At 41.7% G+C, this 22,339-nt stretch carries 13 protein-coding genes; all 13 read right to left on the bottom strand.

The features are described from left to right. Positions 1-19: 19 nt before the first annotated feature. The 13 genes from AC3FI7_RS09325 to AC3FI7_RS09265 all read right to left on the bottom strand — a co-directional run bounded on the left by AC3FI7_RS09325 (position 20) and on the right by AC3FI7_RS09265 (position 22,133). A complete protein-coding gene (locus AC3FI7_RS09325; RefSeq protein ID WP_491461907.1) occupies positions 20-1,048 on the bottom strand; it encodes a hypothetical protein in 1,029 nt (342 codons plus the stop codon). Continuing rightward, positions 1,041-1,844 carry a fimbrial biogenesis chaperone gene (locus AC3FI7_RS09320; protein ID WP_491461906.1) on the bottom strand — a complete coding sequence of 268 codons (804 nt, stop codon included), beginning with the start codon at positions 1,842-1,844 and terminating at the stop codon, positions 1,041-1,043. The genes AC3FI7_RS09325 and AC3FI7_RS09320 overlap by 8 nt, the downstream gene beginning before the upstream one ends. A 72-nt stretch (positions 1,845-1,916) precedes the next feature. Next, complete coding sequence (locus AC3FI7_RS09315) at positions 1,917-2,441, bottom strand: hypothetical protein (RefSeq protein ID WP_142723333.1); 525 nt, start codon at positions 2,439-2,441, stop codon at positions 1,917-1,919. 315 nt (positions 2,442-2,756) lie between these two features. Beyond that, positions 2,757-3,173: a hypothetical protein gene (locus AC3FI7_RS09310; protein WP_142723334.1), complete on the bottom strand. Its 417-nt coding sequence runs from the start codon at positions 3,171-3,173 to the stop codon at positions 2,757-2,759. A gap of 46 nt (positions 3,174-3,219) precedes the next feature. Then, positions 3,220-4,050: a helix-turn-helix domain-containing protein gene (locus AC3FI7_RS09305; RefSeq protein ID WP_343659146.1), complete on the bottom strand. Its 831-nt coding sequence runs from the start codon at positions 4,048-4,050 to the stop codon at positions 3,220-3,222. 175 nt (positions 4,051-4,225) lie between these two features. Next, positions 4,226-4,777: a hypothetical protein gene (locus AC3FI7_RS09300; protein WP_142723336.1), complete on the bottom strand. Its 552-nt coding sequence runs from the start codon at positions 4,775-4,777 to the stop codon at positions 4,226-4,228. Then, positions 4,774-6,027, bottom strand: coding sequence for a condensation domain-containing protein (locus AC3FI7_RS09295; RefSeq protein ID WP_491461905.1), 1,254 nt, complete (start codon positions 6,025-6,027; stop codon positions 4,774-4,776). The genes AC3FI7_RS09300 and AC3FI7_RS09295 overlap by 4 nt, the downstream gene beginning before the upstream one ends. Further along, on the bottom strand, positions 6,024-7,295 hold the full coding sequence (locus AC3FI7_RS09290; RefSeq protein WP_291895800.1) for a condensation domain-containing protein: 1,272 nt from the start codon (positions 7,293-7,295) through the stop codon (positions 6,024-6,026). The genes AC3FI7_RS09295 and AC3FI7_RS09290 overlap by 4 nt, the downstream gene beginning before the upstream one ends. A gap of 87 nt (positions 7,296-7,382) precedes the next feature. Further along, positions 7,383-9,785, bottom strand: a complete 2,403-nt coding sequence (locus AC3FI7_RS09285; protein ID WP_491461904.1) for a glycosyltransferase — start codon at positions 9,783-9,785, stop codon at positions 7,383-7,385. Then, on the bottom strand, positions 9,778-10,560 hold the full coding sequence (locus tag AC3FI7_RS09280) for an alpha/beta fold hydrolase (RefSeq protein WP_142723340.1): 783 nt from the start codon (positions 10,558-10,560) through the stop codon (positions 9,778-9,780). Before AC3FI7_RS09280 ends, AC3FI7_RS09285 begins: the two co-directional genes overlap by 8 nt. Then, positions 10,551-10,850, bottom strand: a complete 300-nt coding sequence (locus tag AC3FI7_RS09275) for an acyl carrier protein (RefSeq protein ID WP_002977699.1) — start codon at positions 10,848-10,850, stop codon at positions 10,551-10,553. The genes AC3FI7_RS09280 and AC3FI7_RS09275 overlap by 10 nt, the downstream gene beginning before the upstream one ends. Then, positions 10,838-15,091 carry a beta-ketoacyl synthase N-terminal-like domain-containing protein gene (locus AC3FI7_RS09270; RefSeq protein ID WP_491461903.1) on the bottom strand — a complete coding sequence of 1,418 codons (4,254 nt, stop codon included), beginning with the start codon at positions 15,089-15,091 and terminating at the stop codon, positions 10,838-10,840. The genes AC3FI7_RS09275 and AC3FI7_RS09270 overlap by 13 nt, the downstream gene beginning before the upstream one ends. A gap of 19 nt (positions 15,092-15,110) precedes the next feature. Next, positions 15,111-22,133, bottom strand: coding sequence for an SDR family NAD(P)-dependent oxidoreductase (locus AC3FI7_RS09265; protein ID WP_491461902.1), 7,023 nt, complete (start codon positions 22,131-22,133; stop codon positions 15,111-15,113). Positions 22,134-22,339 lie beyond the last annotated feature (206 nt).

The following is a 22,339-nucleotide window of genomic DNA, read 5'->3' as shown; positions in this document are numbered from 1 at the left end:
AACAGGTCTTGAAGCATGGTTATTGGGGGATAATCTCGTATTGAAGGGTCGTGGAGTATTCTTCTGACTTGGCATTAATTACCCTTTCGTCATTCGCTTTGGTTGAATATCGGATATCGTAATTGACACTGGAGTTTCCGGTAGACCCTCCTGTTGCAATAAGCTGTGGAGATGCGCTCAGTAAGATAGGATATACATTACCCGTATTTCCCGAAACGGGAGTGAGATTCAGTTTTACGGTGTCTAGAGGAATGAAATTCCCGGCAGGAGAGCTGAACTGCCCCTGAAGAGAACGTAATTTGATCTGGTAATTGGTATTGCTTTTTACGATCAGTCCATTGGAATAGATGACACTGACTCCGTTTACGTAATCTGACATGCTTTTGAATTCCAGTGATCCGTTGACCGCTTTTGCGGAAAACTGAAGCGACATTTCGGGTACATCGGTCGGAGTTCCGCTGAGGGGTCCGATGTGAATCTGAAAATTATGATCAGCTCTGCCAATAATATTGTTGTACTGGTCATACGCCGTAAACTGCACCGGAACGTTAAATCTGGTCCAGGAAGGGTAGCTTCCCAGATAAGATCCTCCCATAACGGTCAGGCTGTATTTTACCTGCAGATTATAATAGCCGTTGGGCTGTGGCGGCTGATTGTACAACGCTGCATTGGACTGTGGAATTAAAAAGACTTCCTGGTTTGCCTGAAGAAAAATATTTAACGGCATTCCGATCTGAGGAATCGTGGGTACAGGTCCCGGATAAGCCTGTCCTGAAGTGGAAACCGGCTGAAATGATATTTTGTTGGCAGGCATCGTATAATTTCCGTCAGTAGAAGTGATAGGCTGTTTCAGCCTGATGGATATTTTCCAGTAAGGAATATTAAACGTTCCATTACCAGCCAGGGTAAAGGTATAAGCATCAGGATTGGTATTTCCGCTGTAGGAATTAATCTGCAGATAGCTGTTCACCCATGAGTTATAATTGACCTGTGAGAAGCAGTTCAGAGAAACCAACAGAAAGAAACAGAAGAGTTTTTTACTATTCATAGCTGAAACTTAATTCTCCCAATTCCAGATTATTGTTGTCTCCATAATCAATCATTACCGAAGCGGTATACTTTCCTTTTTCAAGGCCTGCCGGAAGTGGAATATCCATTTCCCTTTTATTTCCGGGCATGGTATAAAAGATGACAGGATCAAGTGATACTTTTTTTCCGGTTTGTGTATTGACAAAATCGGTATATATTTTCCCATCTGCCCATACGTCTCCATGATTTTCAAAAAAGAGGTTGATTGTGTTGGTCGGTTTTCCGTATACCAGATTCTGGATTTCAAGTTTTTTTGTTTTGGCAGCAGGAAGCTTATGAAACAGCTTGATCCCTGAGCGGATGCTTACTTTGATATTGGCTCCTTTGTGATCTACATCATCCACAGGATTCATCTGGCTTACATAAAGGACTGCTGTGTGGGCCGCCAGTTGGTCTGAAAGGACATTCGGAACCGTAATGGTAACCTCAATGTCTTTCTTTTCTCCCGGAGCCAGCGTAAAGTAATTATCTTCTTTTTTTACAGAAACCCAGCTTGCACAGGATGCAGGAAGGGTGTTGGCGGGATACGTTACATTTTCACCTTTACCGTCATATTCCCAGTCTCCCAGACTTACAGCCAGATCCAGAGAATTCTTTGCGCTTACATTCGTTACCATTATTTTCTGGGTGTTACTGTTTCCGTTTGCCGACTCAAAATATAGTCTTGGAGGCGAAACCGAAACTCCTGTCTGTGCGTACCCCTGAAAAGAAAATAAGAAAAGAATGCTGAAAAGGAGGAAAGAGAATCTGCTCATGACGGATATTAGTTTTAAGTGAGGATAAAGTGCTGCGGTAGGTACAACACTTTATCATTACATAATGATATATTATTGAGAAATAATCGTATACGTCAGCTCAGTGGTATATACAGTAGGATCCTGTCCTGCGATATAATTGTCCAGATAAGCGTTAGCACCGGCTCCTTTATATTCAATGTTGATTTTTTTATCTACTCCTCCGTTAGAAGAACTTACCAAAGTGGTTTCGTTAGCAGATAACTGTACATTTTGTGCATATTGAGCGCCGTTTACAGCTTCAGAACCGGCACTTGCCTTAATCTGTATCGTGTTGGCCTGGATGTTTTTACCTCCGTTCTGTAATGCAGCGTTAGCACTCTTTACTTTCACCTGGAATCCTCCTGTGCTGTAAATGCTCAAATGATCTGCATTCACAGAAGATACACCGTTTGCGTAATCGTCTTTAGTTACGTAGTCTAGGTTAACAATTTTCTGAGCATTGTTGACTACAAGAGTCTGGATAGGCTTAAGTCTTACATTCAGTGTTACATTTTGTTGTGCTTTTAATGTTGCGAATCCCAAGAGAGCAAAAGATGCCAAAATAAAATTTTTCATTGGTTTAATGACGTTTTTTTGTATTAATAAATTTTTAAAATTGCGGTGGCAAAGGTAAATACAAAGAACGTCAGTGCCTTTGTGAAAAAACACTTATTATTTGTGAATTTTTACTGCTCAATTCGTCGTAAACAGGAACGTCTTTTTATGAAAAAGGACATAAAAAGTGTTATTTAAGTACCAATAAAATTGCCATAAAATAAAATAAATGCTTTTTTATCTTAAACATTTGCTTTTATTTAGCATATCAGGAATGGGTAAATTGTAAAATTATTATTCGGTGCATAATAATTTTTTAACCTCCTGTTCATTTTTTTACTGAGAAATTAGAGTTAATATTAAAGAATCCGGTCCGTCGCTGCCGCCGGCACCTAAATTATTTATTGCATTTTCTATCTCATTACCGATGGCATATCGCTGTTCAACCACTCCTTTCTGGTGGGTGATGAGCAGATATTCATCAGATCTTTCTCTGTTGCTTTTGGGATTGTCTGCTGTATCATAATATTTATCATATCCTGCATTCAGCTGAAATCCTGACGGGCTTGAGATCATGACAGACCGAGCCTCCTGGTAGGAAGATTCGGTTTCGCCTTCCGAAAATCCTGTCCCATAAGCCAGCATCTGTACCGGATAAAGCCTTACATTAAGACTTAACCCGTCTGTTGCCTGTGCAAATGATTTTGTAAAAGCAAAATATAATAAAATGATTAAAATGTACTTTGCAAACATATAACCTGTATTTTTCCCCAAAAGGTTACTTATGTAAATATACAAATTATTTCATTTCTGAGGGACTTTTTCCGGTATGTTTTTTTATGAAATTTGTAAAGTTTCCTTCGTTGCTGAATCCAAGTTCGTAAGATATTTCAGAAATCGTTGAATTTGAAAAACTTAATGATTTTTTACATTCTGTGATTAGTTTTTCGATAATGATCTGTTTGGCTGTTTTTCCCAATACATATTCTGTCATCTCGGTCAGTTTTCTTGAAGAGATATTGAGTTCCCCGGCATAATAGGCAACCTTTTTAGCTTTTTTGTAATCTCTTTGTAACAGGATTTTGAACCGGTTGACATAATACATATAGTCAAATTTGATATCTTTCCTGATTTCTTCGGTGGGAATATGTAAAAAAGCATCCAGCATCAGCCTTTCTATGGCGTTATGGGCAGCAGAGATATACAGGCTTTCATCCTTATTCCTGAAACTTTCCATCCGTTCCAGAAATATGATCCTCATCTGTTCTATATTAATGAACGGAGCGATAAATATTTCAGAATTATAATTGTAAAAAAGCTGTGAATTGATAAAAAGACTGTCTTTGGTTGACCGTTCATAAAAGCTGGATGAAAAAGCAATTGAATAAACATCAGACCTTTTGGTCTCCCCGAAAACTATTTTCTTTTGTGGCCCTACAAAAGCAATATTTCCTCCTTTCAATGAATACGGGACATCTTCTACCGTCAACAGGATGTCTTCAAGAATGATGTAAATACAGAAATATTCCAGGGTATTGAATTCTCTTTTGTTATTATTTCTATTAATAAGGAAGTCTAAACGATTGATACTGAAGCCTATATTTTTTAACTGATCCGTGATTCTGTACATACATTACTGATAACTCTGCCCAAGAAAATTCTTGTAATTATTTATATAAATATAAAAAAATTACTAAATATTGTGTTTTAAAGAAAAAAATTAATTTGAGCTGCAAAAATAATGAAGCTATTCTTTGGCCATATCATGTAATGCTGTCAGAGATAAAAGTTGATATTAAAATAGGCTATTGATGTAAATCCACAGCCATCGTCTGCGTTCGTTTACACATCCACCTTTTCAGCCTCCACACCGGAAGATATACAAAAATTACAGACAAAATACCTGCCAGTGTTCCTACTACCACAGCCATTGCCGTAGCATCCAGCCTGTAATCTTTTGACAAATTGTACTGTCCTAAAAAGAGCAGGCATAATACCAGTGAACCCGTAATCAGTCCGTGTAAAATACTCAATCTGGTCATCAGTTTTTTAATATTGAGCTGCTCGTCTACCGTAAATTCTATGGCCTCCTGGTTAGCTGCATCTGTCACTCTTTTGATAATATCAATGGTAAGGACAACCGGAAGGAAAATGGCCATAGGCAGAGTAAGACGGGCCAGATTTTGAGTGCCCGAAAAGAAATGGGTGTAACCTAATTCTTTAAAACTGGCATAGGCAATGATGAAATTAAAAAATACATTCGGAAGGACATAATAAATCGTACGCCTTATGAGGAAGCGTCTTAAAGTGGTTTTCTTTATTGGTTTAGGCTTTGGAGGCTTTATTTTAAATTTCATAGAAAGGTGGTCAATAGCTCAAGGGCTTTATCTTTTATTTGTTTCGCTTCTTCTTTCGGAAGAAAATGCTCATTGGACATAAATGCAAAGTCCATCTGTTGATTGTATGTGGTGGTCACCAAGGTGTTGGAATTTAACCATGGGAAAGCTACCGTAGGGCTGAAGATGGTTTCAATCCTAAAATTTTTGTAATCATTGGAGATATTGATCTTCCCCATATTGGAGAAGGTTACATCGTGACCGCCTTCAGTGGATTTCAGCATAGAGATCATTCTGTCGACAATAGGATGCATTCTTTCACCCATCCAAAGGAGTTCCCGGGTTTCCATATTTCCTATTTTCTGAACAATATCTTTTTTGATCTCTTTCGCATTGTCCAGCAGATCTTTACTTCCTTTTTTCAGTGTCAGTTCAATAGTAGGGGCAAAGGCAAACAGATGATCCTGTTTGATTTCCGGAATAAAATGACGCACATCCACCGGACTGATCACCTTTCCCTTAGCCCGCTCCCTTTTGATCTCCTGAAAAGCCTGCATAAAAGTAGAGCATAGAAGTGCATGAACAGAAATCCCGTGGGCCTTACATTTTGCAACGGTTTCGGCGGTGATTTCCGGACTCATTTTCCAGTGAATGGCATAATTTTCTCCGAGATTTCTTTTTTTACTCTTTCGCTGCATCATAAAGAAGACTTTTGCAAACAGTAAATAAAGGCCGGCTTTGTATTTCCTGATACCTGCATTAAAATCAGAAGGCAGAAAATCATTGACAGATTCAAAAGCTTCATAAGATTCAAGCTTCACGGAAGGATCATCTACCAGGGAAAGAAGCTCCTGCATCAGAGTGACTCCCGTAGTTCCGTCAGAAATACAGTGAGGCATTACCCAAAGGATCTCTGAGGTATGCTGTCCTTTAATCCAAACCAGGCGTGCCAGAGGTTGCTTTTCCCCCTCAAATAAACGGTACCATTCTTTTTGGGATTCCAGAAGCCAGTCTTCATCCGTTTTCCTTTCTACAATGCGGAGCGGGATAGGAGTGATATCCTTTTCTTCGACGAAAAAAGGATATTTTTCACTTTTGTAATCAATAACGGTTCTGAGCATAGGGTGTTTCTGCTGGATTTTTTCCAGGGCTGTTTTGAAGTTTTGCTCAGGAAGCATCCCGTCGATTTTTACGGTGAATATACAGTTGACTGGAGTTTCAGGATCTACATACATGATCCTTTCCACCATCATTAAAGGTCTCTTGATCATGATAGCACGGCTTGTTTTAGTTGTGAATGAATGGTCTGCATGACCTCATCGCGGACGGCCAGTGCATCGGTATATGGCAGATAGCCTTCACTTCCCATGAATGAAAAATCCATTTTTCCACGATAGGTGGAAACTACCAGTGTAGTAGTATTTCCTAACGGACCAATGACTGATGGACTGAAAATTGTGTCCACCGTAAATTCTTTATATTCATGCGGGATCTGAATACGTCCCAGGTTGGAAAACATACAGTCGTTGGATGACTTTCCGTTTTTTAACAGCTTTGTGAAATTATTCAGCGCATTGTGTCCGGATTCCATCACCATCATGGTGAGATAAGGATTCAGCTTTGAGGTCTTTTGTTCCACAGATTTCTGCATCACACGGAGATTGTCTGTGAAGCTTAGCTTTTCATCAGCAGACACCACGATCATCAGTCCGAAAGCAAAGATATGATCTTCTTTGATCTGAGTGGCAAAACGTCTGATATCTACCGGACAGGAAACTTTATTGAAGGATTTTTCCCCTCTTACTTTTTTAAATGCATGCAATACTGCTGCACTCAAAAATGTATTCACGGTCACTCCCTGGGATTTGCAATACGCGATCAGTTCTTTGCTTACTGTTTCATCCAGTTTCCAGTTGATCAGGTAGTCATTCTGCCTTTCCACAGCTTTTTTACCTACCGGAATCCATTTGATTGCAGTGGCAGCAAGCTTTCCGATAAATTTTGCTTTCAGTTTCTGTCTGCGGCTGTTGAGAATGTTGGCAGGAACTACATCCTGGATTCCCAATATCGGGTTTTCAGTTCCAATATCAGCGGCCGGATTGTCCAGAACCTTGAGAAACTCGTAGAGAAAAGCCATTGCAGAACCACCATCGCACAGGCAGTGGTGGAAGGCAAACAGCATGTCGGAAACGTCTTCCCCCTTGATCCAGACAAACCGTATCAGGGGCAATTTTTCGTAATGAAAGGTGGTGTTCCATTCTCTTCTGGATTCTTCCTGCCACTGATCTTCACCTTGTCTGGTGATGATTCTTACAGGAATAGAAACCGTTTTTTCAGGAACGTTAAACCATGGTGTATTTTTTTCATCATGGCTGATCAATGCTCTCAGCCATGGATGTTTATTCTGAATCTGTGCCAGCGCCTGCTGGATTTCCTTTAAGGTAAAAGTACCTCTCAGCCTGAACGGGATGACCGCGTTAAAAGGTTCTGTACCGTCACCTAATAACATACGTTCCCCAAATAACAATCTTCTTTTCATAGGTAGATGTCTTTTTTAATTAGGTCATATGTAATCAAATCGTTTTCATCATCATGTGGAGTCTGCAAATCGTAAGAATTTTACAGGCTATACAGACGCTAATGCTGAATGTTCCTGTACAAAATTTTCTAACAGTTCTACCGCTTTATCATTTCCTCCGGCAAGAGTGAATGTATTCTGAACTTCTCTGGCAGCTTCCCTGTATTTAGGATTTTCCAGTAATTCAAAAACGGTTTCACGAAGAGCATTTACACGCAGTCTTTTATATCGGATACTGATTCCGCAGCCTGCCTGCTCAATTAATTTTGCAATATGAAAATGATCATAAGCAATGGGCGTGATCAGCATAGGTAATCCGTTTCGGAAGGTATCATTAACCGTATTAAAACCACCGTGACAGATGACCATATCCATTTGCTGCATCACTGCAGACTGGGGTACGAAGCTGTTCACGATAAAATTATCCGGCCATTCTTCAAATATTTCCGGTGGAGTAGCAGCAATTACCGTAACCGGCTGGTCTTTAAATGCAGCAATGATCTTTTCAAAAAATGCTTTTCTGATGTCAACCAGGAGTGTTCCCAATGATACGAATATCTTCGGAGTTGTGGAAGCGTTTAATTTATCCCAGTCAAATGGGGCGTCATTCGGGCGGCCTTTCACGGGACCTACGAATTTCATATGAGGTGGGACTGTTTCAAAACCGGCAAATGCCTGTGAAGTAAACACCATGTTCAGTTTGTGAGAATGGATGTAAATTCCTTCTTCATGAATGCCTACTTCTTTCTGCAGGTCTTTGATGAGGTTTTGCTGCCATTCCCATATTTTAGGGGCGCTTTTTTCAGTATCTCCCATGACATCTGGCGGAACAGGAGTCGTCGTTACACAAGGGATATTGTTTTTATGGGCAAAAAGAGCTCCTCCGAAAGTGATACAGTCATTCACAATAACATCAGGCATCCAGCTTTCTGTTAAACGGGTTAATCCCGGCATCATCATTTTGGCGAAAGGAACATACGTTTCTTCAAGTGCTAATTTCATTACTTCAGGTCCTGAACATGCCGGTCCGTCATCCTGTCTTTTTAAAATGCGGGCAATTTCCTCCTGGTATGGAATAAGATCTTCTTCAGGATAGAAATAAGAGCCTCCTTCTGGAATATGTTTACGGTCTAGGGGGGTAATCCCAAACCATTTTACTTCGTGTCCACGGGCAATCAGGCTGGCTCCTACACTTAAAGTAGGACTTACATGTCCGAAAAACGGTGGGACAACGAATAGAAATTTAGAGGGCTTTTCAGGTTTTGAAGCCTTTGAAATAGTCTGTTCCAATAGGCTCGCTGCTGTTGCTGCACCTCCTGCCTCCGCAAAAGACTGTCCCACTTTCTGAGCTGCTTCACGGTAGCCCGGGTTATTTAAAATCTGTTGTACGGCTTCTCTCAGGTGATTGGCTTTAAATCGGTTAAAATTAAGACGTTCACCCGCTTCTGTGCGCACCACACGCCCTGCAACATGAGACTGGTCATACGCAATCGGAATCACTACCAGAGGAATACCGTTGGATAATGTTTCGGAAACCGTATTATGACCGCCATGGCAAACCACACCGTCAAGATGAGGAAGCAGATCCAGCTGAGGAATCTGCTGATAGACCATAAAGTTGTCCGGCCATTGCCCGAAAAGCTGTGGATCGGAAACCACTACGACGGTTAAATCTTCATCTTTAAAGGCATCAATCACCTTCTGGAAAAAGGCTTTTTTATGGTCGTGATCGAAGGTAGTACCGATACTTACCAGGATCTTTTTGTTGGTTTTGTTTTTTAATTTATCCCAGTCAAATTCACATGAGATACGTCTTTCGGTAAGAACCGGGCCTGTAAACTGATATTGAGAAGGCAGATCATCCATTTCGCCAAAGAAATAATTGGAAGTCAGAACCAGTGTCAGCAGATCTGAGGTTGCCAGAGAACGTTCCTCATGAAAACCAAGTTCTTTCTGTAAATCGATAATCTGATTGACCTGCCATTCGTGTACTTTTGGCAATTCATTCATGATTTTGATGGCAGCCGGAGCGGTAACAGAAGTGGCATAAGGAATTCCAAGAATTTTCGCGGCAACAGGAACTGCAAACAGCTGATGATCCCCGATAATTAAATCAGGCTGCTCTATTTTTAATAAAGTGATAACTCCCTTATAGCAATGCCTGTTCAGTGGGATAAGTACATCTTCATACAGGAACTTAACGCTGTCTATACCATACACTACTTTTTTTGAAATAATATCGAGATACTGTTCGCTTTCTTTCTTTTCTTCATCGGTCTGATCATATTGGATCAGTAATAATTTTCCTCCTTCAGGAAGTTTGGCCTCTAACATAGGGTCAAGGCTGATCCAGGCTACTTCATGTCCTCTTTCCAGCAACGTAGCACCGATGCTTAAGGTAGGATTGACATGGCCTGTCAGTGGTGGAACTATAAATGCAAATTTAGCCATGGTTTTGTGTTAAGATTTTAGATAAAAATTGAGCAATCGTTTCAGCAATGAGCTGAGGTTCCTGGATCGGAATGTTGTGATCACCCGGGATTAATTCAAGTTCAGAGCCGCTGATTTGAGATTGCAGCCACTCACCGGTAGGTCTGCAGTTGGAATCAGCACCATAAAGCAACAGAGTAGCAGCCGTCAATTCATTGAAACGGGCTTCGCCAAGGAAATTTTTTTCCTTAATCATATCTGCTTTAATGCTGGTCTGATTAAACAGAAATTCATACATACGGTGGTTCTTTTCCATCTGTCTTTTGCCCATCTGTACCTTGGTGGTATCTGTAAAATTGGCGACATAGTGCTCAAGAAATTCTTTGCTGTATTCATCAATGATGTTACGGGCTTTTTCGTCCTGAGGGTCCGGAGCTTCCATCACTACCAATTGACTGATACGTTCAGGATTCTCTAAAGCTGTTTTTAAGGCAATAAGACCTCCGAAGCTATAGCCTACAAGGTGTACTTTTTCCAGTTGAAGATGATCTATTAAACCTATCAGGTCGGAAGACATATTGTCGAGGTCATACCCATCCGGAAAGCGCTCACTCATACCGTGGCTTTTCAGATCGTACATCACCACATGGAAATGTTTTGCCAGCACCGGGGCAATATTGAAATAATAAATGGACAGGTTACTGAACATACCGTGGATGAGTACCACGGTTTGTTCGGCTCCTTTGTTGAGTTCCTGTATATGAACTTGTCTGTTATTGACAGTTATTATTGGCATTCGTAGATATAATTGATGATCATACTAAGGTCAAGATTGATCAGCTGGTCAAGATCCATAGAAGACAGCCAGCCTGTAAAGTCGATCTGATCGCCAAAATGCGCTTTGATCTTTTCTGAGAAAGAGACAATCTCGATGCTGTCCATTTCAAGATCTTTGGTGAATGAACTTTCAGGAGTAATGTCCATCTCTTCTACAAATTCAGCACCTATCACTTCAGTAATGAAACCTTTTAATAAAGTAAAAAGTTCTTCGTGGTTCATTTTTAATGTTGCGTTTACAGTGTCCATCCGATAATATAATTTTTATGTTTAATAGTTTTGATTTCAATGTTATCGATCCACAGGTGATCGTCTTTTATCATTTCGACTTCGAAGGCTTTAGGATTTCCTTTGAGTCCTGTTCCCAGGAATTTTCCGTAGGCTTCCTTGGCTACCCAGAAACGGGTGGTCCATTCTGCCTGGTCTCTGTCTTTTAATAAGGTTAATTCGTTGTCAGTAAATACCATGTCATAGAATCCGGAGCTGCGTTCTTCTATCAGTTCCATGTCGATTCCTACAGATTTTCCATATCTGGCGATCCCAACAGCTTCTTTGCCTTTATGGGCTAAGGAAATATGGATATCCTCTGTGAAATCACTGATGAGGTAAGGTTTCCCCACTTCATCGGAACGGATTTCAAATGTGATCGGGAAGCAGGCGTGATTTTTTTCTTTGCGGAGAAGGTTTCTTACAGCATCTTTTACCGCTACGCGGCTTACCATCCAGTTTTTCTTCTTGTTCGGTAACAGTTGCTGGTGATGTTGTTTTTCCGTCTGGTTGAAATATCTTTTCAGGATAAAATCCCATGAAGCCACTCTGGTATATGCCTGATGGAAGAAAAATATTTCAGGAGCAATCTCTTCCGAAAGTCTGTTGTGCAGGGGTGACATAGAGACATTCCATAATGCTGCATCGATTTCCAGTCTTCTGTTTTGCCATCCGGTAATCGCGCACCATACTTTTCCGTCTCTTGTCAGAATGATATCTGCAATGGCAAATTCATCATTCAGTTCGGTCAGCATACAGGTGCATTCAAAAATACCTTCCTGATCATGCATATCTCCGAAGAATTCAATATCTCTGATTTTCACAGGGAATGCAATACGGTCTTTCACCAAAGTAAGCTGAAGCCAAAGCCCGAACAGCTGTCCTGCATTATCAAGCAAGGAGCCTTTACCTCCGTTTCCTTTTATCTTACCAATGATTCCTTTGTCTCCAACGGCTGAAACTTCAGTAATTCCCTGATATTTATCTCCATGGAACATGTGCATGTCATAGATCTCTTCAGGGGTTCTTTCAATAGGTAAAAGATTACCGATGGAAAGATTGAAGGCCGGTTTCGGAACGGGAGTAGATTTTAAGACTACTTCCGCATTGGCAAAGTTTTCGATATCGAGATAAGCGTGATTCGGTGAGCGCCATTCTCCTTTTACGGTTTTTTCAAAAGGTTGGGCAACGTTCATCCATTGGAAGACACTTACGTTCATGATTTTATGAACCTGTGTTCCCGGAATTTCTGCTTCTGCGATTTCTGCCAACTGTTCAAAGATCATTGTCATTGGAATGACCGGTTCCATATCCGCTAAATGAGCCCATCCTTTTGGCTGTCTCAATAAACTGTGATCGATCAGGTAAGGGTGGCTTTCCAGAGTTACATGCAGGTCTTTTGAGAAAGTTGTACTCCTTGGCGCCGGTTGGGCAGCGTGTGCTACAGGTGCTGGTCTTGAGATTGTGATTTCCGGACGGTTCTGGAATAAAGTTAATACTTCTTCCTGCATACGGATCATCTCAGCTACGTTATCCTGGAATGCCTGTACCAGTGGATGACCACTTTTGGTGGCAATAGCTGAAGCTTTTGCGGTATATTGTTTTGGCGTGTCAAAAGACAGAGCCAACGCTTTCACTTCTTTAAAATTACGGATAATAGGGGAGCCTAATTCCAGCTTAATGCCTTTTCCTGATGATTTTTTTGACTGATGCTGAATCTCCAGAAAATCAAGGGCAACTGTTTTACCTTCTACAAATAATGAAGCCACTACACGCTGCAGCTGAGCCAGAGCAGAACGGGTAGGAACGCTGGAAGGAATGGTACTGAAGGATTTCCCTTTCAAGGTATCATCAATAAATCCAATAAGACCTCCGGTACCCACCTGAATAAACACTCTTGCGCCTTCTTCGTATAATTTATCGGTCAGTTCACGAAAGCGGACAGGTTCAACCAAATGCTCGGCACTCAGTTTTCTGATCGCTACCTGATCTGCAGGATAAGGTTCTAATGTTGTGGCAGACCACAATGGAATTTTTGTTTGCTGAAACTGTGCTTTTTCCATTCCTGCAAGGATTACATCCAGCTTATCGGCGATAAAAGGAGAGTGGAATCCTGATTGGAAAGGCAGAATTTGATGAAATACCTGCTTTGCTTTTAACAAAGGTACCAATTCATCCAATGCCGTATTACTTCCGCAGAGAATCACCTGATTAGGGCAGTTGTCATTGGAAATATATAAGTCTGAAATTTCTGAAATAAAAGGCTGTACTACCTCAACTCCGGCTCCTATGGCAATGAATCTGGAATCTTTTAATTCAAAAGTTTCAGGATTCAGTACGTCAATTAAGGCTTTTACAGAATTGGCTTCTGCCAGTTCAGACGAATATCCTGCCAGCCATTCTCCTAAACTGTGTCCGGCGTTCATATCCGGAATAATTCCCAGTTTTTTCAGTGAATTATCGAGAATACTGCAGTTGTTGAAGATGTTTAAAGCATCAGTTAGAAGGCCTTCGCCTTCCGTTTCAATAGGTGCTTTCAGTCCGAAATAACGGCTTACCGTTTCTACCTCACCTTTTGCCAGTCCATCTAAGCCAGGAAATACAAAGGCTACTTTACCGCCATCTTTTAATAAAGGAGCAGAGGTGTACCAGATATCCTGTTTGTTTTTCCAGGTGATATTTTTGGAAACAATTTTAATGGCTTTTTCTACTCTGGCAGGTGTCGGATCGAATATCGCAATCCTGAAATCCCCTTCACCAATGGTGGTTTCATTATTTTGTAAGGCCGAAAGCAGTTCTTCATGCGTAGGTCTGGCCAATATCAATACCTGATCTTTTTTGGGCATATCATACCCTTCCAAAACAACATGGGCATTGATTCCTCCAAATCCGAAAGCATTCACTGCAGCCACTTTAGGAAGTCCGGTTTTTGACCAGTTTTTAGCTTCCTGTACCGGTTCAAATCTGGTGTTCTGCATCTCGGTAGTTGGGTTTTCACAATATAAGGTTGGAGGCAAGGTATCGTGATGTAATGCTAAACAGGTCTTAATTAATCCTGCAATTCCGGCGGCCGGCATAGCGTGCCCGATATTGGACTTTACAGATCCGATACCTGCAGCCTGAGCAGTTTCTTCTTTTCCGAAGAACTGGGCTAAGGTCTGAAGTTCTGTTTTATCTCCAAGGGGTGTTCCTGTGCCGTGAGCCTCAAGATATCCCACTTTATTTTTATCTAAATCAGCATTGATCCATGCCTGTTCCAAAGCTTTCAGCTGACCTTTTACAGAAGGGCTCATCACGCTGGTTCCGGTACCGTCGCTGCTGACTCCTACACCTTTGATCACTGCATAGATCTTATCCTGATCCCTAACGGCATCTTCCAGTCTTTTTAGCACGACGAAACCACAACCTTCACCAATCAGTAAGCCGTCAGCATCACTACTGAACGGTTTGATCTGCTGTTGGCGGGACATGGCTCCCAGCTGGGCAAAAATACTCCAGAAAGCAGCGTTCTGTCCCGTGTGGACACCTCCTGCAATCATGATATCGGAACGGCCTCTCTGCAATTCCTGTACAGCATGGTCTACGGCAATTAAGGCAGAGGCACAGGCAGCGTCTACGGTAAATGCAGCACCTCCTAAATTGAAGCGGTTCGCTACAAGAGACGCTACAAGATTAGGAATTAATCCCATCGCGGTATCTGCGGCAAAACGTCCCTTGCGTTCCTGAAATGCATGTTTTACCTTTTCAATATCAGAAGAGGAAACATTAGGCAGCAGTTCCTGCAGTAACGAAGAAATCTGTTCTCCGGTTCTTACGATTTCAATAGCGCGGGTAGCGCCCGGACCTGTATAGTTTCCTTTACCAATGATGATGCCTGTTTTTTCAAGGGAAATATTTTTCTGAAATACGCCTGCATCTTCCAGTGCTTTCTGTACCAGATCAAGGGTAAGCAAATGGTCAGGTTCCGTTCCTTCCACAGCCAATGGCAGAATGCCAAAGGCGGTAGGATCGAAAGTATAATCAGGGATAAATCCTCCGCGCTGACAGTAAAAACGGTCAACGGGACTTGTGGTATCACTGAAATGAACCGGATCTATCCGATCCGCCGGAGCGAGCTCGGTAGAATCAACTTTATTGACAATATTCTGCCAAAAAGTGTTGGCATCCTGTGCCCCGGGAAAGACACAGGATAGGCCAATTACAGCAACATCTGTTTTTTTCATACTTTGTTTATACAGTGTTTTACCAATTATTTCCTGACATGATCAGCACCTGGCTTTCCGTTCCGTATTTGATCTCGTTAAGGAATATTTCTTTTCCCTCATCCAACGGAATCATAGAAATACCTCTTCGTTCGTATTCTGATTCAAGGGTGGACGAAACCATTCCGGCACCTTTCCATGGTCCCCAGTTGATGGAAATTACTTTCCCCTTTAATCTTTTGTTTAAAGCATTGGCATAATCATCCAGTACACTGTTGGCGGCAGCATAATCTGTCTGGCCTTTGTTACCATACACGGAAGCAATACTTGAGAACAATACCACAAACTGACAGTCTGAACGAAGCTGTTCTGCCAATACACGAAGTGGTTTCACTTTGGTATCAAATACACGTCCAAAAGAGCTTGTTGTCTTTTGCTTGAATAATTTATCTTCTAAAAGACCGGCTCCATGAATGACTCCGTCAAGACGGTTGTATTTTTCATAGATATGACTGATCAGATGACTCAAGCCTTCTTCGTCACAAAGATCCAGTGATTGATAAATAATCGTATTTCCAAGTTCTTCCATATCGCGTATTGTGCGTAGGATCTGGTTATTTTTGAAAATCTTCGTCGTTTCTTTTTCTATTTCTGCAGGGGATGTAAATTGACCTGACTTGATCAGGAAGCCTCTGATTTCTTCTTTGGTTTTCATGCCTTCAAAGTCTTTCGCAGAAAGTTCATTTCTGGGATCAGCGGATCTACCTACCAGAATGTAAGTACAAGGATAAGCCTGAGACATATGTTTCACCAGTTCGGCAGTAATTCCCTGTGCACCTCCCAGTACCAGGACTACAGATTTCTGATCTAACTGGATATGAGCTTCATTCAGACTTGTTGATAATGGAGAGGGAATGATATCTACTTTATGTCGTTGGTCATTTTTATAAATGATTTCAACAGGTTTATCGTTGGTAAGGATTTCCTTTAAAGTAATCTCAGCAATCTGGTCTACTTCCTGAGGGGTGTTCAGGCTGATTAATCTACAAGTTGTATTATCAAATTCTCTTGCCAAACTTTTGAAAAGTCCAGGATATCCCTGATGATGACGTAATATGCTTGTATCTGTAATTTCCTGAAGGTGTGCCGGAATGTCTGAGATCAGGTATACCCATTTCGCCCTATCAAAATCCAGTTTTTTGATCAGATCTACATGATCAATAATGCTCGGTTTATCAGTTGCTGAGAACAGATCCAGCATAATTAATCCGTCAATATCGGAAAGATCTCTTTCTGTATCTGCCAATTCTACGATAGCTCCGTGTTTCTCCAAAGCTTCTTTGATTGCAGAAGTTTGTTTGCTGTCATCCTGAGTGATGGCAAAACGTTTTCCATTCAATACTTCTGTATTCTGTACTAAAGAAGCATCTGTAGGAGTGATGTCAAAACGGAGACGTGAAAGTATGTTTTGAGTTGGTTCTGTAGTATTTTTTTCTTTCACTTTCTGAGCTGCATCGTTGGTTTCACCATTCATCTCACTGATCCAGCTCGCCAGACCTCGAAGGGTTTTAATAGCAGCCAGTTTTTCCATGACATCATCGGCCTGTTCAAGGTTTTGACCAAATCCGATCTTGGTTTTAAGATCACCGATGATTTCCATACGTTTGATGGAGTCTATACTTAAATCTGCTTCCAGGTCAAGATCAAGACCTAACATTTCTTTTGGATATCCTGTTTTTTCACTTACAATATTCAGAATGGCATTTTGAAGATCTTCCAGAGAGAATGCCGGTTGAGATTGTGATTTTGAAACTGTTGATTCAGTCGCAGATCCTTTTTTTTCAGGAGTAGCAGATGTTTCTGTTCCTGAAAATTCTGTAAGCCATGAAACCAGTCCGCTTAAGGTCTTTATTCCTGCAAGCTGTTCCATAACAGTATCTTCACTGGTATTTCCGTTACCCAGCGTCCCCAGTTCATTGCGAAGTGTTCCGATAATTTCTACTCTTTTAATAGAATCGATGCTTAAATCGGCTTCAAGATCCATTTCCATACCCAGCATTTCCTGAGGATATCCGGTTTTGTCACTTACCACCTGTAGTAATAAGGATTTGATATCTCTTGATGGTGCCTGTTGTATTGAGGCAACTGCTGGTTTTTCCTGTTGAACAGGCTGAACCGGAATAGCAGATACGGGCTGATGGGCAGGAGCGGGTACCGGAGAATTATAGACAGGAGCGGGGAATGCCTGAGGGTTCTGTCCCATAAAGGAAAGCATTACATCACGCTGCGCCTGTATCATTAATTTCATACTGTTTAAATATTCCTGCAGCATACGTTCGGCAGTAGATTGTGCTTCGGCTGCTGGTGCCTGATGAGTTGTAGTAAAATTGTTCATGGGAATAGGGTTTATGAGTGGTGGTGCACCATTAGATGGCAGATTACCAGTAGTTGGGTGGGCAGTTTGCCCGTTAACACGCCAGATAGCAGGGCTTTTCTTATAAAGTTCAGGTTGATTAAGATCAATAACCTTCACGTTTCTGCCATCAAACAGTTTGTCAATATTAAAGCTTCTGCCCGTTCCTAAATATTGTGCCAGCATGCAAAGCAGATGACTGAATTTATTGTGGCTGTTGTCTTCAACATATAGGGTCAGCTGATCTTTTTCCAGGCAGGATTTGGTCAGTCCGGTAAGTACTTTTCCTGGTCCTACCTCGATGAATATTCTTGCACCGTCATTATACATGGCCTGCAGCTGTTCTACAAATCTTACAGGCTGTACCAGATGATCGGTAAGTCTTTCTTTTATTTCATATGGATTCTCTGGATATACCTGTGCTGTAGTATTAGACCATACAGGTATCTGCATTTCCCCGAAAGGAATATCTTTCAACACTTCAGCATATAGTTCCTTGGATTTTGCCAATAAAGGACTGTGGAATGCACAGGCAACTTCCAGTTTTTTAGCAGAAATACCCTCCTGTTTAAGCATCTCAAGCAGTTTATTGATGGCTTCCGTACTTCCGGCAATAACACATTGTGTAGGAGCGTTGAAGTTCACCGGATAACATCCTTCTACTTTAGCAATAACAGGCTGAAGACGTTCCGGAGTAGCACTTGCAGCCAGCATTGAACCAGGGTCTCCGCCTTCTACTGAATCTAAAATAGACTGAGCTCTCTTAACACTTAAATCCACCAGCTTGTCTTCTCCGAATACTCCTGCAAAACATAAAGCCGGTAATTCACCATAGCTATGACCTGCCAGCATATCCGGGATAATGCCTAATGATTCAAGGAATTTAGCCAATGCAAGATCAACAATTCCTAAAAGCGGCTGAGCCAAACGGGTATCTCTGATCGTTTCTTTCTGTTGCTTTAAATCAGCTTCGTTAAAGGTTTTAGAAGGAAAAATTACTTTTTCAAGATCAGGGTATTCATCAAGAAGTTTACGCATGGCAGGGAAAACTACAAACAGGTCACGGGCCATATTAATTCTCTGACTGCCCTGTCCAGGAAATGTAAATGCGACTTTACCTTCTTTTTTATTTACAGTAAAGGTGTCTTTTGTCTCAATCCCTAGCAATACCAGCTCAAGCTTCATCATCAGATCTTCCACTGTATCTGCTACGATGCTGAACTGGATAGGCTTTTCTGAACTGATGCTTAAGCTGTACGCAATATCCTGTAACGGAATACCATCATTAATTTCTAATAAAGTTTTAATCTGACCGGACTGTTCTTTTGCCTCTTCATAAGTGTCTCCACGGAAAACAAATAATTCTGAAGGCCATGACTGCATGGCAATTGAATTATCCTGTTTAGGATGGTTGGCAATGACCGTATGAAAGTTGGTTCCCCCAAATCCAAAAGCACTGATTCCTGCATAACGGTTTTTTTCTGACCATAATCCACTTTCTGAATGGAATGCAAATGGGCTGGTTCCAGCATTGTAATAGGCATTAGGCTGCTGAAGATGAAGGGTAGGTGGTTTTACACCATGATATACCGCAAGGGAAGCTTTGATTAATCCTGCTAATCCGGCGGCGCATTTCGTATGTCCGATCTGTGTTTTCACTGAACCTAGATGGGTTTGCCCAGGTAGCGCCCCTGAACGGCTGAACAGATTTGTCAGGGCACTCAATTCTGTTTTATCTCCCACGGCAGTTCCGGTACCGTGAGCTTCCACTAACCCTACGGAAGCAGGGCTGATGCCTGCCTGGGTGTAAGCACGTTCTAATGCCCTTACCTGGCCTATTTTTCTAGGGGCAGTCAATCCCAGAGCTTTGCCGTCACTGGATCCGCCTACTCCTTTAATTACAGAATAGATACGGTCACCATCATTGATAGCATCTTCATATCGTTTCAGGACAAGGATAGCAATTCCTTCTCCAAGAGCGATGCCGTCTGCATCACTGTCGAACGTAGCACATCTTCCTTTTCTGGAAAGCGCATGGGTACTGGAGAACATCAGGTAATCGTTGATGCCGTTGTGTAAATCTGCTCCTCCTGCAAGAACCATATCGGATTTTCCTAAGACAAGTTCCTGGCAGGCAAGATCAATAGCGGCTAGTGAAGAGGCACAGGCTGCATCTACGGTGAAGTTTCTGCCTCCCAGATCCAGTCGGTTTGTAATTCTACCCGCGATTACATTCGCCAGGATACCTGGGAAAGAATCTTCTGTGGTGTGCGGAAATGCTTCTTTTACTTCTTCGTGAATTTCTCCGAAAACCTGCTTATAATATCCTCTGAAACTATAGCTGTTGGCAAGATCATTTCCCCCTTCAGCTCCTATAATGACAGAAATGTTTTCTCTGTTGATGTGTTTTTCACCATATCCGGCATCTTCCATGGCACGTTTTGCTACCAATAAGGTCAGTAATTGTGTAGGTTCAATGGCTGCCAATGATTGTGGCGGAATTCCAAATGCCAATGGATCAAAATCGATTTTAGGAATGAAGCCTCCCCATTTTGAATGGGATACATCCGGACCGTCAGAATCCGGGTGATAATACAGTTCTTTATTCCATCTTTCATCCGGTACTTCGGTAACACTGTCTTTTCCTAAAATGATATTTCTCCAGTATTCATCAAGGTTTTTAGCACCGGGGAAGATACATTCCATCCCTACAATTGCAATATCCAGCGGTTTTTCTTTAGAAACCGGCTTTTCCGGTAATGCTGCATTCTGAATATATTCGTAATTATCTGTAATGTTTTGGTGAAGAGCTGCCAGTGAAATTACACGGTTGTGCATGGTAGCCACCTGGCCGATCATATACATTCCTAGATCCAGCTGGTCGTCTTTAGGGATATTGACAAGTTTATCACCCTGACGCTCTATACCTTTAGCAGCAATACGTAAACGGCCTACGTTTAATTTTTCAAGCTGTTCCCATACCTCTTTTTTATCCATTCCTGCAGCTAAAAGCTTTGCTTTTTCAGTATTGAAATGATGTGCAAATGCCGTATTCAGGCAGCGTGTCTCATGTCCGGGAGCTGTTTCCAGAAGGACTGTATCTTTCGCCTGCATAGCCTGCGACTGGAATTCTTCCTGAATAGCTCCGGTCTCTACCGCTTCATGGGTGTAGAGATAGGCTGTTCCCATCAGTACACCTACTTTTACACCTCTTGCGGCTAAAGGTGCGGCCATAATGGATACAAAAGCGGTTGAAAATGCGTTATGAATTCCTCCTGCAAAAAAGACACTGATATTTTCAGGATGGTCTTCTTTCAAGATACGTTCGATCTGTTTTTCCCAAAGAACCATACTGGACAGAGGGCCTACGTGACCTCCACATTCGCGTCCTTCAAAAATGAAGTTTTTAGCGCCTTCTTTCAGGAAAATATCCAGAAGGGCAGGGGACGGAACGTGTAGGAATGATTTTATTCCTGCTTTTTCAAATATTTTGGCCTGGGCGGGTCTTCCTCCTGCAATCAAAACTACAGGCGGTTTCGCTTCTAATATGTAGGAAGTCTGTTCATCTCTTAATTCCTGTGGTGCAAAACCTAAAATTCCCACTCCCCAGGTTTTCTCCCCAGCCAGCTTTTTGGTATCCATTACCAGAGACTTTGCAGACTCTCCTTTCAATAAGGATAAAGCGACAAATGGTAAAGCTCCGGCATCAGCAACTGCATTGGCAAATAAAGGAACATCACTTACGCGGGTCATAGGACCTTGGGCGATAGGATAATCTAAACCCAGTTCCTGAGCCATCGGATTACCTTTATCAATTACCTTCAGTGCCTTTGCCTGCTTCAAATGTCCATACATGGCTTCTTTGAATCCGAAAATCATTTTTTTCAGCGTCCTGAAGTCTTCATACAGGTCTGTTGCAAGTGAAATATCCTGTCCCATAGGAATGTAGCATGTACTCAGGTTCAGTCCTTTAAAGTACTGTTTCAGATCTTCAGCGGTAACATTTTCTGGCAACAAAGGAGAGTTTGGTCTTACCAGCACCCGATGGTTGGCGATTATCTTAGTTTCTGTACCATTCAGTTTTGAGCATACATCCTTCAGTTCCTGGGGAACTGAGCTTTCAGGGAACAAAGCCAGCTGGCTGTCCAGTACTACTCCTGTAGCACCTAATGCTTTAGATGCGGCGGCAGTATGGAGACCTATTCCTCCCTGTACCCACACCGGAATACTCTGTATTTCTTTGATCACACGCTGAAATAATACAAACGTGGATTCATAACCTACCCATCCGCCAGCTTCATTCCCCTTAATAATAATTCCTTCTGCTCCGGATTGTTCAGCCTGTCTGGCTTCTTCCACATTGCTTACCTGATAAACAGCAGGCAGATGAGAAGGCCCGGAAATTCCGCATGGAAGAATCGCAAACCTGACTTTTTCAGGAATTTGCAGGGTAGTGAAATTGTTGTTAGAAAAATAAATACCATAGGATGGTACGTCTATCTGATCAAGTTGATGTAACGCTTCCTGGGCAGTTGTCAGCTCGTCACCTAGACTCAGGACGGGAAATGCACCCGCCTGATGTAGTTTAAGCATAAGGTTAACGTCAGGTTTTTCGAATGGCGTTAGTCCAATAATGGTTAAGTTTTTCATGGCGTGATAATTATTGAATGATGGCAAGAGATTCATAACAAAGTGCTGGGCCTTTCGGTAATAAGACCCCATGCTTTTCATTATGATATAATAAAATTGGTTTTTGTTAAATCGTTAACGAAATGTATCGTTTTGTGATAACTCATCAATAATTTGTTATTCTTCAATAACTTATTAGATGTAAGTTTAATGTCCGGCTTTTCAAA

It is taken from the genome of Chryseobacterium sp. TQ-BC-N36, assembly GCF_058382295.1.
Note: the sequence above shows the minus strand (reverse complement) of the source record. Positions and strands in the feature narration are given on the sequence as shown.